Source organism: uncultured Alistipes sp. (assembly GCF_949296715.1).
GTDB lineage: Bacteria > Bacteroidota > Bacteroidia > Bacteroidales > Rikenellaceae > Alistipes.
The window spans coordinates 1-16,170 of the sequence record NZ_CASFQD010000018.1; the positions used below are offsets into that span (position 1 = coordinate 1).

Sequence of the window (16,170 nt, forward strand, 5' to 3'; positions counted from 1 at the left end):
AGACGCGCCAGGCGGTCGCCCGCCACACGGTACAGCTCGCCGGCCCGGCTGCCGACGTAGACCTCGCGCCGCGCCGTATCGGCCGCAATGGCCGTCAAGGTCGAGGCGGCGAAGGGTATCTCGACGACACTGCCGCCGAGCTTGTCGGCCCGCACGACGCTCCGCGGCGTGGCGCAGTAGACCGTCTCGGCATCGGCCGCAAAGGCGAAGCCCGGAAGCATCGTCTCGCAGACCGTGCGGGCGCGCCGCGGCTCCTTCGCCGCCACGAAATTGAGCTGTCCGTCCGCCGCGGCGATCCAGGCGTTGTCGCGGTCGTCGACATACATTGCCGTGACGTCGCCGCCGAGCACCGGCATGTCGATGAAGGCATCGACGCAGACGGGCGAAGCGTCCTCCGCGTCGACGAAGCGCACGACGCCGAGCCCCGTAATGGCGACCCACGTGCCGCCGTCGCCGTCATGCAGGCAGCAGCTCGCGCGGTAATGCTTCGAATCGACCCCTTCGATGAGCGACACGACATCCTCGAACTGCTCGGTGTAGCGGTTCAGGCGGTAGACGTGAAAGTTATAGGTCGTGAACCAGAGGTGTCCGTTCGAATCCTCGCTCACGGAGATGAAGCGGTGGTGCGACAGCGGCGAGAAGTCACCCGGCGCCGTGCTGAAGTTCTTGAACGTGTAGCCGTCGAAGCGGCTGACCCCGTACCAGGTGCAGACCCACACGAAGCCGCGCGAATCGGTATAGATGTCCGCAATGCGGTCGTGCGTCAGTCCGTCCAGCGTGGAATAGGTTTGGAAGATGCACTGCGGGGGTGTCTCGGCGGCAGAGGCCGCCGCTCCGCAGAGCAGGATCGAAAGGGTCAGCAGCAGGCGTTTCATGAGGTCAGGCAGTTCCGGTAGAATTCAAATATACAAAAATTATCGGGAATTGTCCAATTTTTCGAACGCGGAAAGTATCTTTCGGGCCTCCCGGGCCGAGAGCTGCCGCGACCAGCGCACGCGCCGTGCGGCGTCGGCACCGGGTCCTTCGCAGGCATATTCGGCATAGAAGGCCGTCTTGTGCGTCCGGGGCTTGTCCCAGTCGTGCCACCCTGCGGGCAGGATATGCGCCCCCAGGTGGCAGCGGAGGAAGACCGTCTGCGCATGGTCGCGCCACGGGCGTCCCAGGTAGCAGCGCGTGACCCCCTCGGCGGCCGTCAGGCGGCACTCCTCGAAGATCAGCCCGCACGACTGCCCGCGGCAGGTCGAGGCGGCCGTGACGTAGGAGTCGGCCAGCGAGCGTATCTCGCACCGGCGGAAGAGTGCCGACGCGGCGCCGAAGATGAAGTCGGTCGTCCCCTCGACATAGCAGTCGTCGAAGCGCATGCGGGCATTCTCTTCGACCGTCTCGCCGTCGCGGTTGCCCGAGGCGTAGAGGTAGAGCGTGTCCTGATTGCCCAGAAAGCGGCAGCCGATGAAGCGCAGCCCGTCTCCCAGGCACTGCACGGCCACGGCCTGCCCTACCCTTCCGGCCGTATTCTCGAAGGTGATGTTGCGCACGGTCCAGCCGTCACCGCCGAAGTAGACGGTCGCCGAACCCGACGTGCCGAGCGGACGGCCCGTCGAGCCGATGCGCGCAGCGTAGTCGTCCCACGAGATGCGCACCTCGCCGCGGCCGTCGAGCGCCACCAGCCGCTTGGTCGCCGGAATGGAGACCTTCTCGCGGTAGAGCCCTTCGCAGATGAGCACGCGCGTCGTGTCGCGTCCGAAGTCGGGAATGGCGGCGACCGCTTCGCGCAGCGTGAAGAAGTCGCCCGAGCCGTCCTTCGCCACGACGAAATCGTAATCGACCCGGTGCGCCCCCAGTGCGGGAAACACCCGGCACACCTCGTCGGCCACCATGCTGGCCACGGTGCGGGCGCCCCGCACGTTGAGGTGCGTGTCGTCCTGCCGTCCGTCGGGATAGAGCGGGCAGACGCCCGGCTCGACCCACATGAAATACCCCTTCGAGGCCTCGTCGCCGAGCGACGACACCCACTCGCGCGTCCGGGGCTCCATGTCGAGCAGCGGCACACGCTCCTCCGCAGCCACGCGCCGCACGGCGGCGGGATACTCCCCGTGGGTGTCCGTCAGCTCGCCGTCGACAAAGCGGCGCCGCACGACGGAGGTGAGCAGCACCGGCTCGGCCCCCCGTTCCCGCGCCTCGCGCACGTAGCGCCGCAGGTTCCCGGCATAGTCCGCAGGCGAGGAGTAGCGCGCCGGGTCGGCGATCTTCTGGTCGTTGTGGCCGAACTGGATGAAGACGTAGTCACCCGGCCGCAGTTTCGACAGGACCACATCCCAGCGCCCCTCGTCGCGGAACGATTTGGTCGAACGGCCGTTCACGGCGTGGTTCTCGACCGTCACCGAAGCGTCGAACAGCGGGGCGAACATGTGTCCCCAGCCCCGTTCGGGATTTTGCTTCTTCAGCTCCTTCGTGGCGCAGGTCGAGTCCCCGATAAGGAAGACCCGCAGCGAGTCCTGCCCCGCGGCGGGGAGGACGGCCAGCAGCAGGGCCGCCAGCAAGGCATGACGCAGTTTCATAGATCACATCGCTTTATACGACAGATGAGAGGTGTTGCCCCCTCATCCGCCGATTTCACATTCCGAACGATCAGTCAAGAGCCGTGTAGGTTCCGCCGGCCACCTGGGCCGCCGTGATGTCCTTGACCAGGTAGTGGAGGTAGACCTCCAGGTTGGAATAGAGCCCCTGCGGATCGAGCGTCTTGGCCGCAGCGTCCGACGCGTCGTTCTTGTCGAGGCCGAGCAGCTCCTCGTAGTAGTCGGGAATGCCGTCGCCGTCCGTGTCGGTTGCCGCGCGGGCGATCTCCTCGTCGGTGGCCGTCAGCACGGGCCAGCCGCCCACATCCTCCTGCGTGTCGATCAGACCGCCCGTCGAGCCGTTGCTGCCCGTGTAGGTGGCCTTGCCCGCACGGGCATCGCTTATCACGCGCGTATCGACCGCATCGCGGCGCAGCGAGGCACCCACATACGCGAGCACGCGCTCGTAGGCATCGGCCACGGGGTGCGTCGTCGTGTAGCACGTCGTCGCATCGTCGGCCTTGATCGAGAGCGGCGCCGTCAGATGGCCCGCCTCCGTTGAGGGGTTCGTGCCGTACTTCGACTGGTCGTGGTACGAGACGCCGCCGTTCCAGTTGTCGCTGTTGAGCGCCGAGGCGTAGCTGCCGGCGTGGTAGTTGTCCTCCATGTAGATGCGCGGATAGGCCGAGCCCATGTCGAACGAGGAGTTGTACCAGTAGGCATCGACGAAGTACTTGCGCTGCTTCGAGGCCGGGCCGGGCTTATAGTAGTTGCCCACGAGGTTGTAGCTGCCGTCCTCGCCGCCGTAGGTCGAGTTGTCACCCCAGTTGTAGATCACGTTGTTGCGCAGGTCGACGTTGCCGCGGTGTGTCGGGCGGTAGTCGGTCGATCCGTTGACGTAGATGCCCGGGTGGTCGATGCGCGCGTTGCGACTGTCGTGGTCGGCGAGCATGTTGTGGTGGAACGATGCGTTGCGGCCGCCCCACAGGCCGCCGTAGCCGTGCTTGCCCTTGCCGTGGATCGAGTTGCGCAGGCTTTCCGAGAGCAGGCACCACTGCATCGTGAAGTTGCGGTTGGCATAGAACGACGCGCACTCGTCGGTCGACCACGACATGGTGCAGTGGTCGAGGATCAGGTTCTCGTTGTAGCGGCCCCAGATGGCGTCGTCCTCCGACTTGGCGACATCGCCCATGCGGAAACGCAGGTAGCGGATGATGACGTTGTCGGCCTTCACCTGCACGGAGTGGTCACGCAGGCAGATGCCGTCGCCCGGCGCGGTCTGGCCGGCGATGGTCAGGTTGTCGTTCTTGATCTCGAGCGTCTTCGTCAGGCGGATCGTACCGCAGACGTCGAAGACGATGATGCGCGCACCCGACTGGCTGACAGCATGGCGCAGCGTGCCGACCGAGCCGTCGTCGTCGAGTTTGGTCACGTGGTAGACCTTGCCGCCGCGGCCGCCCGTGACGTACATGCCGCCACCCTCGGCGCCGGGGAAGGCGCGGATCACGCCGTCGTCCTCACCGGCCAGCGGCAGACCGACATCCACGCCCGGCTGGGGATCGGGGTTGGGGTCGTCACCGCCGTTTTCGGTCGACACCTCGACGAACTCCGAGAAGTCGGAGTCCTTCCACTCGTTCGTGCCGACGGGAGCCGTCGCGCGCACGCGAACCTTGTAGAGGACGTCCTCCTCGAGGGCAAAGTCGTGCGAACTCTGACGCGTGGTGGCCGTCTCGAGCGGCGTCTCGGCACCATCCTTGTAAAATTCATAGGTGAAACGCACGTTGGTGACATTCTCGGAGATGCTCCAGCGTACGTTGGCCGTCAGGTCCGACACCGTCACGGTGACCGTCGGCACAGGCAGTGTCTTGGCTCCGTCGTTCTGAGTCTCCTCGGCGGAGTTGCTGCTGCATGCCGCCAGGCAGAACAGCACACTCAACACAATGCAATGAATGCAACGATTCATAATTTCGATCTCTGTTTATTTGAAGTTAGTTGATTGCCACCTGCTCCACGGCGCTCTTCGAAAGCCGGGCGTTCGCCGCGCCGATCTGCGCCGACCGCACCTCAATCGCCCGGTTGCGGCTGCCCGTCACCTCGAGGGCCGTCTCCAGCCCCTCGGGGCATGCGAACCCTTCGGCCGTAAAGTTCTTCACGTTGTTGAGCATCAGTGCCGGGCCCTCTTCGGGAACGACCTGCACGTTGCGCAGCACGACGTCCGACGACTCGTTGATCCGGGCACCCGTGCGGGCGTAGATCTGCGTATTCTCGACGGTCACGTGCTCGACGTTCATCTCCGGCAGGCCGTTGAAGTACATCGCGCGGTTGGCGCCGCGGCACCAGACGTTGCGGATATGGATGTTGCGGAAGGCCGGCGTGGTCTCGTCCACGGGCTTCGCCTCGAGGTCCGTAGGCTCGGCCTCGGGCCCCTCGGCCCGCGCCTCCGAGGCGGACTTGCCCCCGTAGAAGAGGTCGAACAGCAGCGGTTCCTGCAGGATGTTGTTCATGGCGATGTCCTCGATGTGGATGTTCTCGACGACGCCGCCGCGGCCGCGCGTCGACTTGAAGCGCAGGCCGACGTCCGTGCCGGAGAAGATGCAGTTCGAGACCTTGACGTTGCGCACGCCTCCGGACATCTCGCTGCCCACGACGAAGCCGCCGTGGCCGTGGAAGACGATGCAGTTATCCACGAGGATGTTCTCGCACGGGATGCCGCGGTCGCGGCCCGCCTTGTCCTTGCCGCTCTTGATGCAGATGCCGTCATCGCCCACGTCGAAACGCGAATTGGTCACCAGGACATTCTTGCACGACTCGATGTCGATGCCGTCGCTGTTCTGTGCATAATCCGGGCAGCGGACCGTGATGTTGTTGACGATCAGGTTCGTGCACATGGCCGGGTGGATGTTCCAGCAGGGGGAGTTCTGGAAGGTGACATCCTCGAGCAGGACATTTTCGCAGTGGTGGATCGAGACCATCACCGGACGCAGGAAATCGTGCATGCGCTCGAAATCCTCGCGCGTCTTGGCCCACGTCGAGACGTTCTGGTCTGCCCCCGACGTGGCGCCGAACTTGTAGCTTTCCGACGGATACCACGTCTTGCCGTCATCCGAAAGCACGCCGCCGCTGCTGATCTTCTCCTTCCACTGACGGGGGTTGAGCTTGTCGTACTTCACGGCACGCCATGCATCGCCGTTTCCGTCGATGACGCCGCGGCCCGTGATGGCGACGTTCTTCACGCCGCGCGCCGAGAGGGGCGACTGGCAGCGCCACGTATCGAGCCCCTCGAAAGTGGTCTCGACCAGCGGATAGAGGCTCTTGTCATTGCTGAAGACGATGACGGCGTTCTGCTCGAGATGCAGCTCGATGTTGTCCTTGAGCACGATGGGGCCCGTGTACCAAACCCCTTCGGGCACGACGACACGGCCGCCGCCCTGCCGCACGAGCGACTCGATCGCATCGGCGAAGGCCTGCGTCGAGAGGGTGCAGCCGTCGCCCACGCCGCCGAAGTCGGCGACGCTGACCGAACGGTCGGGAATCGAGGGACGGGAGACGTCCGACAGCGAGAAGGGAAGCCCGGCATCGGACGAGACGCCCGCAGCATCTGTCCCGCAGCTTGCGGCGGAGAGCATGGCCCCCGCCAAAGCGTACAACATGACGTGTTTGAAGTTCATAAGGCAGTCAGGTTTTACTTTCGTATGGTTGATTCGTAATTTCAGGTATACAAAAGTAGAACGATCCCGCCCATTGAACAGGGATTTTTTGACGCAAACGATGTATTTTTCGTCAAATCTACCGCAGACGCTCCACCACGACGGGTGCAGCGGCCCGCCGCACGGCCTCCAGTACGCCCGTGAGCATCGCCTCGTCGCTCACGTCCTCGAGCCAGCGGCTCTTGCGCCACCACATGTCGAAGACGTAGTCGATGTGCCCGCGTTCGTCGGGCGCAAGCAGCCAGAGGTAGCTGGTCTTGTCCTCCGCATCGGCGCGCACCTGCCCGGCCGGCACGGCCACGGCCAGCGCCACGCGCTCGCGCTCCCACTTCAGGGTGTCGTTCTCCGGGAAGTCGCACCCCACCGCCGCCATGGCATTGCCCACGCGCAGGAAGCTGTTGCCGGCCATCTTCATCACGCCGGTCGTGAAGAGCAGCCCGTCGCTGTCGCCCTCGATGCGGTTCTCGACCTGCACGTCGCTGTGGCCCGCATAGAGGATGTAGCGCGAGACCATGCCGATGCGGCGTCCGCCGTAGCTCCACCCCTCGACGGCCATCTCGACCACCGTGCGCACAGGCCCCCGGGCGAGGATGCGCGCCTCGCGGCGGTCGAACTCCGTGATGTGGATCATCCTGCCCTTGTCGGCGTCCCACCCCTTGAGGGTCCCGACGCCCACCGAGCCGAAGACACGCAGGTTGTCGTGGCCGTATCCGGCCGCGAGCTGCTCGTCCGAAGGATACCACATCGTCTCGGCCAGCTCCAGCCGCGGGCTCTTTTTACCATAGGTGTCGATTGTCTGCTTCTTGTCGAAATAGATGCGGTAGGCGGCATACTCCGACTCGAAGGCCGGGCCGTGGTGGTGCAGCCGGTGGTACATGTTGTCGCGATCGGACGCGACGGTGTCCGCGGCGCGGAGGCTCTTGTCCTCGTTCTTGAGCCACATCTGGGCATGCACGCGCGCGGGATACTCCCGCCGCGCAGGCTCCGACGACCACTCGACGCGGAACTTGCGCGTGCCGTCGACGTCGGCCACGAAGGCCAGCTCGCGCAGCGGCGCATCGAGCTGCGAGGGTATCTCCCGCCCGCCGCTGCGCACCACGGCGCTCACGGCCCAGTCGGGCACGTCGCGGATCACCACGGGACACTGCGTCCGCCGGCCGTCGACCGTCACGCGGTAGACATCCCGGCGGGTTTCGGCGCGGAGGCTTCCGACGAAGCAGAGCGCCAGCATGAGAATCGTCAATCGTTTCATCGTTATTCCGTTTTTTCAAGTTTTCCGAGCATCGCTTCCAGTTCCCCGCGGCTGCGCACCGCCCCGGCGGGCAGCCCGTCCGCAAACGAGCGCAGCGCCTCTTCGGACTGCACGCTCACGCGCGTCTCGTCCGCCCGCGCAAGGTCGAGCCCCAGCGTTCGGGCAAAAAATTCATAGACCGCCCGGCGCTTGTTCACGCCGTAGTCGTGGCGCTCGTCGGGGAAATGGGCATTCTCCACCCGCTCCGCCGCACCGCAAAAGCCCCAGATACGTTGCAGATAGGGATATTCCAACATGGGATAGGTCGCCGTCCAGTCGCCGCCGTCGCTCACCGTCAGCACGGGCTTCGGGGCCATCGCCGCGGCCAAAATCTCGGGCATGCAGCTCCCGCCGGCGGCCAGCGCCACGGGACGCCCGCTCTCGCACGGGCAGCCGCCGTCGAAGTGTGAGACCAGATGCACCACGGGTGCCAGCACGGCGAAGCGCGGCTCCACAATGGCCAGCAGCAGGGCGTGCGTCGCGCCGCCCGAGCCGCCCGTCGCCGCCATGCGTGCCGTGTCGATGTCACGGCGCGCGGAGACGATCCACCGCGTCACGGCCTTCGACCAGAGCACCTGCATCTGCATGGCGTAGACCGTCGTGTGGGCCTCGCGCCCGACCTGCCGTTCGGAGTCGCCCCAGCCGAAGATGTCCATGTCGACGGCCACGGCGCCCATGCGGGCGAAGGTGGCCATGCGCAGCTGCTGGTCCGAACGGTAACGCCCGCCCTCCCAATGCCCTGCGGGCGAGACGATGAGCGGATGGCGGCCGCGCGCCAGCGGCGCATAGACCGTGCCGCAGACATAGAGCCCGGGCAGCGTCTCGAGGGCGTAGTTCTGCGTCGTGTAGCCGTCGTGGCGGACGACGCGCCCCAGCCGGATGTCGGGCCGGGCAACCAGCGCCCGCTCGAAGGGTTCGAGGTCAAGGATTTCACGCACGCCGTCGAGCACCTCTACGCGGCGCCGCGCCCACGCCGCACTGTCGGCATACTGCGCCGAGAGCCAGGCCAGGAGCTTGCGGCCGTCGTCGGGCGTGCGGCGGTAGTATTCGTAAGGCTGGACGACGATCCGCCCTTCGTGCTTCGCATCGCGGGCCCAGACGAGGTCCAGCGGACGGAGCAGGTTGTCGAGCGTCTCGTCGAGCGAATAGGGCCTCAGGCGGAAGTCGGCACAACGGGCCACGACGGTATCCGCGGCGAAGCGCTTGCAGCGAATCTGCACGCCGAAACGGGCAGCCACCTCGTCGAGCACCCCGTCGAGCGGACGGTCAAACCGCTCCGCGGCAACAGGCTGCGCCGCGACGCCGACACCCGCACAAAGGGCACACGCAAGGAGAATGAAACGCAGGAATTTCACCGGTTCGGAGTTTGGGGATGATGCAAAGATAGAAATTTTGGCCGCATTTTTTTGTATTTACCCAAAAAGATTCTATATTTGCACACCCTTTCGGATGGAAACACCTGGAAGGCGGCCCGGAGAGATGGGTGAGTGGCTGAAACCACCGGTTTGCTAAACCGACGTACGGGGTAACCCGTACCACGAGTTCGAATCTCGTTCTCTCCGCCAAAGTGCCCGCAGAAGCACAAAGCCCTGCAACCGATCGGTTTGCAGGGCTTGATTTTATCGGCAGGCCGGAGACGGGCGGCGCATTGAAGGCTGACTGCGCTCCGAAAGGCCTCACACCGGTGCACCGAAACCCCGGAACAGATGCCGGAAGCAGGCAGCCCCGCAACGGAAATCCGGTCCGTTCTTCTTGCCGAGCCCGGAGAGGCACCGATTTTGCGGAGATGGGCTGAAAAAGGTCCGATCCGCCCCACGGAAAAGAAAAGTTGTCTACCGAACACGCTGCCGAATGAATTTCCCGATCCCGGACAACAGGAACAGACAACTTTTCTTTTTTCATCATCTACACCACATACACAGCTGCCGAAACAGAAAACGGGTATCCTCCTTTCGGAGAATACCCGCGCTGCATTACTGAATTTCCCGATCCCGGACAACAGGAACAGACTTCCTGTCGCGGAATTTACTGGGCATTTACGTCATCCATGGTGATGTAGTGGCCGCCCGTAACGAACGTCCAGTCCTGCGGACGGTCGCCGGCATTGGAAGGAGTAGAACTTACGCTGACAGTCGAATCGTAGATATTCTGCGATATCACACTGAATAAAGTCGTTTGATCCACATCCGATGTTCTGCGCAGATTGAAATGCATAATACCGCCATAACCGCTCTGCTTTGCAGCATAGGCATACGCCCCATACTCAAGCATCTCTTCTAATGAATACACATAGCCCAAATTAATTGATAACGGAGCATAGTCAATCGGGTCTACACCAGCAACTCTGATATATGTATCGTATCCAAAATCACTATAAACATGGTCTATTTCTGCACCTGCAGCCGCATTAATCTGCGTAGTCCCGATATTCCCATACTGGAACAGTGAGATCAGTTTCCCTGCCGGCATTTCATTGCGAAGCTTGAGAATCAGATTACCAAATGAACCAGGTACAAGAGAAGAATCATAATCAGCATATTCATCATCGAAGCCGATACCGTCCAGTCCGTATTTCTCCACGGCATGGGCCAATATCTTGGCGAACTGCGTAGTCTGCGTATCATCCAGATTGGCAAAACCGATTCCCTGATGGTCTCCGAGAATGGTCAGCAGCACCTTGATGCCCTTGTCCTGCAACGGTTTGATGTAGGTCAGATACCCGTCGTTCTCCATCAGGTTGGTCATCCTGTCGTTCAGATAGAGCACCGGTTCCGTTACGCCGTTGACGGTCCGTCTGCGGATATTCGCGGCAAACAACTCCACAATATCCGCATAGGGCTCGCCGTTGGAGTCGAGCACGTAATCGCCGGCATTGAGCGGATTCACATCATTCGTCTCCACATAGATGGTGATCTTCGGTGTCTTGTCTCCATAAGCCCGAGTTACGACAGCATCATTCTGCCCCGGCTCCATAGCGGGCTCCTCGACCTGCTGGCATGCACCCATAAACATTGCTCCGACAAACAGAGCTGCCATAAGTTTCAAAGTCTTTTTCATAACGCTTAAGTTTTTAGGTTAAGTTAATTTGTTTTGCGGTTGCTCCCATACGGGAGCCATGAGAGAATAAAAAGGAAGACTGTATCTGTTGACCGAAAGTTTACTCGTTACCAATCCTTCAACCATTTACCATATCCGATCGTACCGTCAGGCCGCAGAGATAGCATGCTTTTCTGAAAGGTGTACCAGCAACCGTTCAGTACTCCTGCATATTGCTGGCTATTCGGATCCATATATTGACAAAATGAAGCAAAATAACGATCCCACTGAGTTTCATATTCATCCTGCAGATGAGCCCGAATATCATCAAATATAATCAGCAGATTCGGTTGAAATCCTGCATTTACCCAATCTTTAATAAAAGTCGGAGAACGCCACTGCACCTCTTCAGAGTCGGTAGTACCCGGATAGATCGGGAAATTGATGCAGCCGAATTGCGAGGGATCAAGTCCGGCGATGGGTTTCTGCGTATAGGCCGAGACATACGATTCGTCGGGATGCCACGGATCGAGCAGCTGGACGGCTTCGTCCTTGCTGTTGTAGCCCGACCAGGCATAGTCGAGGTAGTCGCCGACCGCGATTCCGCCCGTAGCCTCCGTATCCCAGAAGGTCGAGGTCGGTTCTTCATAAACCGTCAATGTCAGCAGCTTGTCCGTTCCGAGAGCTGTACGCATCGCTTGGATCAGTTTCGGATAGGAGGTGGTATTCGTTTCCGGCATACCCTCCTTGCCGTAACCGGCATTGCGGTCCCAAAGGTTGATGCCGTCCAGATTGTAGGTCTCGACCACGGCCTTGACCTGCGCCGCGAAATCGGCAATCTGCGCATCGTTCATATTGCAGAAACCGAGACCTGTTCCGCCCCCTTCGAGACTGATGCAGACCTTGCGGCCCTCCTCCTGCAGCGGCCAGATATATTTCGACGCATGACCGAGCACATAGGTCATATCCGATCCCAAATCCAGCATGGCCCGCCCTGTCGAATCATCGTACTTGACGGTCACGGTCCGCAGATTGATGATGTTACCGATTGTCTTGGTCCACAAATCGCCACCCAAAAGCAGCCATTTCCGCAATAAATAGTCTTGAGCGAGAAGCGGCTGATAATCCTTGGTATTGATATAGAAGACAAAGAACAGATCGCTGCCGTCGTGCAGCTCGTACTGCCCCATGTAGGGTTCACGAACGGAAATCAGGTAATAAAGGGTCTGATTGTCCGCCGTCGAACCCTCTTCGGCAATCGTTATCGGAAGCACATACTCTCCGGCCGCAAGGTTCTCGGACATGAACCTGATCCGTTTCGAGGCTGTCCGCTGATCGGATGCAGCCAACTCCAGCGTCTGGCCATCCGGGAACTCGTAGTTCTCCGCAGGCAGCAACGTCCGGTCATCTCCTATTTCAGCATTGTAGACATCGACCAGCGATTCATCCACTCGCAACGTGAGCGTCGCGCCTTCGGCAGCCGGACGGGTCTGTTCGAAATAGAATTCACGCAGCAGGTCACCCCTGTTTTCAGTCAGCAGCACGTCGACCAGATTCCCGGTGGAGGTTCCGCTCCGCAACATGCCGTAGGTCGATTCGATGGCCTCCTGGTCGGGCAACTTTCCGCCTTCGCGCTCCACCGGATCGGTAGTGCAGGCCGAAAAACCTGCGAATACCGCCGCGCAAAGGAGTGTCACCATTCCTCGTTTTATATTATTCGTCTTTCTCATAATTATTCATTTGTTTCGTTGATTTTCGGAATCTCGATGCCCGCAGGCCACGTGATGTCGCTCTCGGCCACACCGTCGTTGCCGTACATCGAGTAGTCCCTGACGGTATTGCCCGCACCCTCGTTGAACTTCCAGTAGCCCAGGAGCGTCGGATCGTCGGCCGGGTTCTCGACGTTGTACATGTTCTCCCAAATCTGCTCGGGAGTGCGTGCCACGGACCATACGCGCGCCTCGGCGATCTTGCCGTTCAACGGACGCTTCTCGTCGTAGGACTTGCCGATGAAGAACTGGTAGGCGTCGACGAAGCCGCCGTATTTCTTCTCGTTGTCCGGCGTCGGGTTGTTCAGATAGTAGTCGTACAGCGCCCGCATGGCCAGGTTGATGCGGTTGTCCTCGCTCGGCGTGGCAATACCTACGCCGGTCTCCTCGCTCTGAATCTGACCGTCGACATAGATGCGCACGGTCTGCGTCATCTGGTCGTAGGTGCAGGCTACGTGGTACCAGCGCCCGGCTTCGAGGTTCTTCGTAGCATCCTTGCCCGGGAACTTGCCGAACTGCGAACCGCTGCCCGAGCCGTCGAACTGCAGCTGCTGCCGCTCGAAGTTCGTGTCGCCGATGCGCAGCAGCAGGTACTGCTCGACACCCATGACCGAAGAGATGTTCACCGGCAGCTCCTCCGAATCCTTCGTGGCGAACTGGTCGATGTAGATCAGCGCCTCGTAGGTCATGGCCGTAAGGCCGTTCCAGGCGCTGCTGTTTGCGCCGTACTTGTCGAGGGTCGGGAAGTTGATCCAGTTGCCCTCGCCGAGCTGTGCCGCCACGGTGATGGCCGAGGAGCGCTTCACGACGAAATAGGCCACGTCGGAGCCCCGCATCACGTCGAGCGACGCGCCGCTGATGCGCACCGGCACGAGGAAGGTCTCGTCCAGAGGCAGCGCACCCGTCTGCTCCTCGCCCTCGCCCATGAGCTCGTGCAGCTGCAGCGTCACGACATCCGAGACGGTGCGGCCGGCGGCGATCGTCACGGCATCGGCCGAAAGCGTGTAGTACTTCTCATCGAGCATCGGCCACTGCGTGCCGTAGCGGGAGTTATAGGTCGCCACGAGCGACGGATCGACCGCAAGCGAGACCGTCACGTCCTGCCCCGCGGGATAGGTCAGCGCCGCCTGCAGCGTGCAGTCGTAGGTCTCGCGGTTGTTGCTGAAGGTCGCCAGCTGCACGGGGCTCGTCTGCGAGACGTTCAGATAGACCACGTTGCCGAACTTGTGGTCGTCGGCATCATACCGCTCGCAGGCCGTCAGCGCCCCGAGCAGCACGAAAAAGGTTATGAGGTATCGTTTCATGGCTCTCTATTTTGAAGGGTTCAACGTCTGGATCGCCTCGCGGATCGTACTGTAGTTCCGGTCGGCGTGGTAGTAGTCCCCGGCGATATTGTAGGCCGCGAAGCCCGCCAGCGGGCCGAACTCCACGACGCAGCGCGCCATCAGCTCCACGGCGGCATACTCCGTGCGGTCGGCATCCTGCAGCGGCGCGTCGATCTCGGCGGCCAGCAGCAGCCGTTCGGGCGCGATGCCCGCATAACCCGTGGCATTGAGGACCTGAAGCCGCACTTCGGTGGTATTCTCCGTCTTCTCGGTATCGAGCACCACATAATCCAGCTTGTCACGGTCTCCGGCATCCACCGACAACGGATTGCCCTCGAAAACGAGCAGCTGGCCTTCGGCTTTAGCCGTTGCGAGTTTCCCGACGATCGACGCCGTCGCCGCGGCATCGAGCGGATCGGCCGTGAACGAGTAGCCGTCCAGGCCGTTCGCGGCGACCGATGCGACCACGCCGTCCAGATAGGACTCAAGGGCCGCGGCATCGGCGAACTCCGCCTTGCGGGCCGCATAGTCCACCTGATAGAGCACGCGCGTGCCCTTCTCACGCATCACTTCCATGTCCTCGGCGTCGTAGGCCGAGAAGTTGTCGGCGTTGGTCAGTGTCACGATGTCGAGCGAATCGGGCAGGCAGCGCATGAAGTCCTGCTCGCTCGCGGCCTGCGCGGGCGAATTGTAGAGCCGGGCATACGACAGGTAGTGCTCCGACTGCTTGTAGGCCCGCAACGCCGCCGTATAGTCGGCCCACAGCGCCGGGTCCTGTTCCCAGGGTTTGCTTACGGTATTCTCGACCGTCTCCATCTCCGTCCAGTCGCTGCACGAGGCCGCAAGCAGCAGTGCCGCGATCGGAAGGATCATTCGGTATGTTCTTTTCTGTTTCATGGTCGTCAGTTGTTATAGGGTTTGCAGTCCCACCATACGCGCGTACCCATCTGGTCGCCCGTGCGGTTGCCGTTCTGCTGCTCGGCATCGAGCTGCTGGATCGCGGCCTGCAGATTCGCGTTGTTCTGCTGGTACTCCTCGACGGGATACGGCAGGCGCCGTGCTCCCTGCGCCACGTCGACCGCACCGCCCGACTTGTCGGCCACGACCGGCATCAGCCGCGGGTAGCCCGTGCGGCGGTGTTCGGACCACGCCTCGACGCCCAGCGGGAAAATGGCGATCCACTTCTGCGTGATGATCCGCTCGAGGTTGGCCTCGAAGTTCTCCGCTCCGGACGCCCATGCAATCGTGATCGTGCTCTGGGCCGGGGCACTGTACATGCTCAACGGGTCCGTGTAGGCGGCCGGACGGCTCGCGGCATCGGCCACGTAGGCATCAGCACCGCTCGCGCCCCGCTCCTCGAACGAAAGGCGGATCGCATCCTCGTAAAGCGACTGCGCCGTCTCCTCCGATCCCCAGCGCAGCTCGTACTCCGCACGCAGGAAGGTCGCTTCGGCGGCGTTGAACCACAGGTATGGGGTCGTCGACTCGACGATCAGGTTCGAATACTTCGCCATGGCGGTCGACTTGCCCGCCACGTCGATGCCGATGCGGATGCCGACGTAGTTGCCCACGTCGTTCGGCAGAAACATCCTCTCCACGCGCGGATCGTTGTAACCCGTCATGTAGCAGAGGATGTCGGCGCCGACGCGGTGATCGCCCCAGTCGTTGTAGATGAGCGTCGTGCGGTTCTCCGCGGCGTGCATCTGGGCATTGTCGGCATTCGCCGTGATGACGCCCCCGGCAATCGCCTCCGAAGCCTTCGTGCGCGCCAGGTCGGACTTCACCTCCGTCAGGCGCATCGCCATGCGCAGCTTGAGCGAATTGGCGTACTTCAGCCACTGCGAGATGTTGCCGTAGTAGACCCCGTCGTAGCGGCTCCACGCCTCGGACGAGAGCGTCGTATTGCGTCCCAGCACCTCGATCGCGGCATCCAGCTCCTCAAACATCTTCGTGTAAACCTTCTCCTGCGAATCGTAGGCCACGTAGACCGACTCGTTGTTTTCGAGCTCCGAGTAGGGAATCGGGCCGTAGGAGTCCGTCACGCGCTGCATGATCGCCACGCGCAGCAGCCGCGCAAAGGCGATGGCCACCTCGTCATCCGTGCCGCCCACGATGCCCTTGTAGGGGGTGTAGGTTTCGGTGATGACGTTCGCAAAGGGCCACTTGCGCCAGTCGGCCGAGGGGTTGAACGTCTCGAATTTCGTCTGCCACGTATCGACCGTGGCGCCGATATAGCCCGCGAACGGACCGCCCGTGAGCGACTCGTTGAACTGGTACATGTGCTCCTCGACGGGAATCACGAGGCTCTGCAGCGTCTTGATCTTCGTACCCGTCTTGTAGTTCAGGGCCTCCATCTGCTCCTCGGTCACCTGATTGGGGTTGCGGTTGATGTCCTCGAAATCACCCGTACAGGCAACCGCTCCCAGCAGTGCGGCCGCCATGGCCAGACGGCCGGTATATGTCGTTATCTTTTTCATGCCCGTAGTC

Annotated in this window: 12 protein-coding genes and 1 tRNA gene; 2 read left to right on the plus strand and 11 right to left on the minus strand. The window is 62.0% G+C overall.

Annotation, left to right across the window (positions count from 1 at the left end):
- The 6 genes from Q1Y33_RS02670 to Q1Y33_RS02695 all read right to left on the minus strand — a co-directional run.
- The coding region (locus tag Q1Y33_RS02670) for a two-component regulator propeller domain-containing protein (RefSeq protein WP_300798001.1) at positions 1 to 875 on the minus strand (875 nt) is incomplete at its 3' end.
- A gap of 39 nt (positions 876 to 914) precedes the next feature.
- Entirely contained in the window at positions 915 to 2,558 is a 1,644-nt protein-coding gene (locus Q1Y33_RS02675; protein WP_300798004.1) for a pectinesterase family protein, read from the minus strand.
- Between the two features lie 70 nt (positions 2,559 to 2,628).
- Entirely contained in the window at positions 2,629 to 4,518 is a 1,890-nt protein-coding gene (locus tag Q1Y33_RS02680; RefSeq protein ID WP_300798006.1) for a pectate lyase, read from the minus strand.
- A 25-nt stretch (positions 4,519 to 4,543) separates the two neighbouring features.
- Positions 4,544 to 6,223, minus strand: a complete 1,680-nt coding sequence (locus Q1Y33_RS02685) for a glycoside hydrolase family 28 protein (RefSeq protein WP_300798008.1) — start codon at positions 6,221 to 6,223, stop codon at positions 4,544 to 4,546.
- A 118-nt stretch (positions 6,224 to 6,341) separates the two neighbouring features.
- Positions 6,342 to 7,514, minus strand: coding sequence for a DUF4861 family protein (locus Q1Y33_RS02690; protein ID WP_300798010.1), 1,173 nt, complete (start codon positions 7,512 to 7,514; stop codon positions 6,342 to 6,344).
- Positions 7,515 to 7,516: 2 nt separating this feature from the next.
- On the minus strand, positions 7,517 to 8,908 hold the full coding sequence (locus Q1Y33_RS02695) for a hypothetical protein (RefSeq protein ID WP_300798012.1): 1,392 nt from the start codon (positions 8,906 to 8,908) through the stop codon (positions 7,517 to 7,519).
- A gap of 118 nt (positions 8,909 to 9,026) precedes the next feature.
- Here Q1Y33_RS02695 and Q1Y33_RS02700 point away from each other — a divergent pair.
- A tRNA-Ser gene (locus Q1Y33_RS02700) sits at positions 9,027 to 9,118 on the plus strand.
- 141 nt (positions 9,119 to 9,259) lie between these two features.
- Entirely contained in the window at positions 9,260 to 9,607 is a 348-nt protein-coding gene (locus Q1Y33_RS02705) for a hypothetical protein (protein WP_300798014.1), read from the plus strand.
- Here Q1Y33_RS02705 and Q1Y33_RS02710 read toward each other — a convergent pair.
- The 5 genes from Q1Y33_RS02710 to Q1Y33_RS02730 form a co-directional block, all read right to left on the minus strand.
- Positions 9,579 to 10,610 (minus strand): glycosyl hydrolase family 18 protein, encoded by a 1,032-nt coding sequence (locus Q1Y33_RS02710; protein ID WP_300798016.1) that lies wholly within the window; start codon positions 10,608 to 10,610, stop codon positions 9,579 to 9,581. The genes Q1Y33_RS02705 and Q1Y33_RS02710 overlap by 29 nt on opposite strands.
- A gap of 107 nt (positions 10,611 to 10,717) precedes the next feature.
- The gene (locus tag Q1Y33_RS02715; RefSeq protein ID WP_300798018.1) at positions 10,718 to 12,289 is read right to left on the minus strand and encodes a DUF1735 domain-containing protein; all 1,572 of its coding nucleotides are present in this window, start codon (positions 12,287 to 12,289) and stop codon (positions 10,718 to 10,720) included.
- A 32-nt stretch (positions 12,290 to 12,321) separates the two neighbouring features.
- Positions 12,322 to 13,662, minus strand: a complete 1,341-nt coding sequence (locus Q1Y33_RS02720) for a DUF1735 and LamG domain-containing protein (RefSeq protein ID WP_300798020.1) — start codon at positions 13,660 to 13,662, stop codon at positions 12,322 to 12,324.
- 6 nt (positions 13,663 to 13,668) lie between these two features.
- The gene (locus Q1Y33_RS02725; RefSeq protein WP_300798022.1) at positions 13,669 to 14,556 is read right to left on the minus strand and encodes a glycoside hydrolase family 18; all 888 of its coding nucleotides are present in this window, start codon (positions 14,554 to 14,556) and stop codon (positions 13,669 to 13,671) included.
- A gap of 29 nt (positions 14,557 to 14,585) precedes the next feature.
- Positions 14,586 to 16,160, minus strand: coding sequence for a SusD/RagB family nutrient-binding outer membrane lipoprotein (locus tag Q1Y33_RS02730; RefSeq protein ID WP_300798024.1), 1,575 nt, complete (start codon positions 16,158 to 16,160; stop codon positions 14,586 to 14,588).
- Between the last annotated feature and the right edge of the window lie 10 nt (positions 16,161 to 16,170).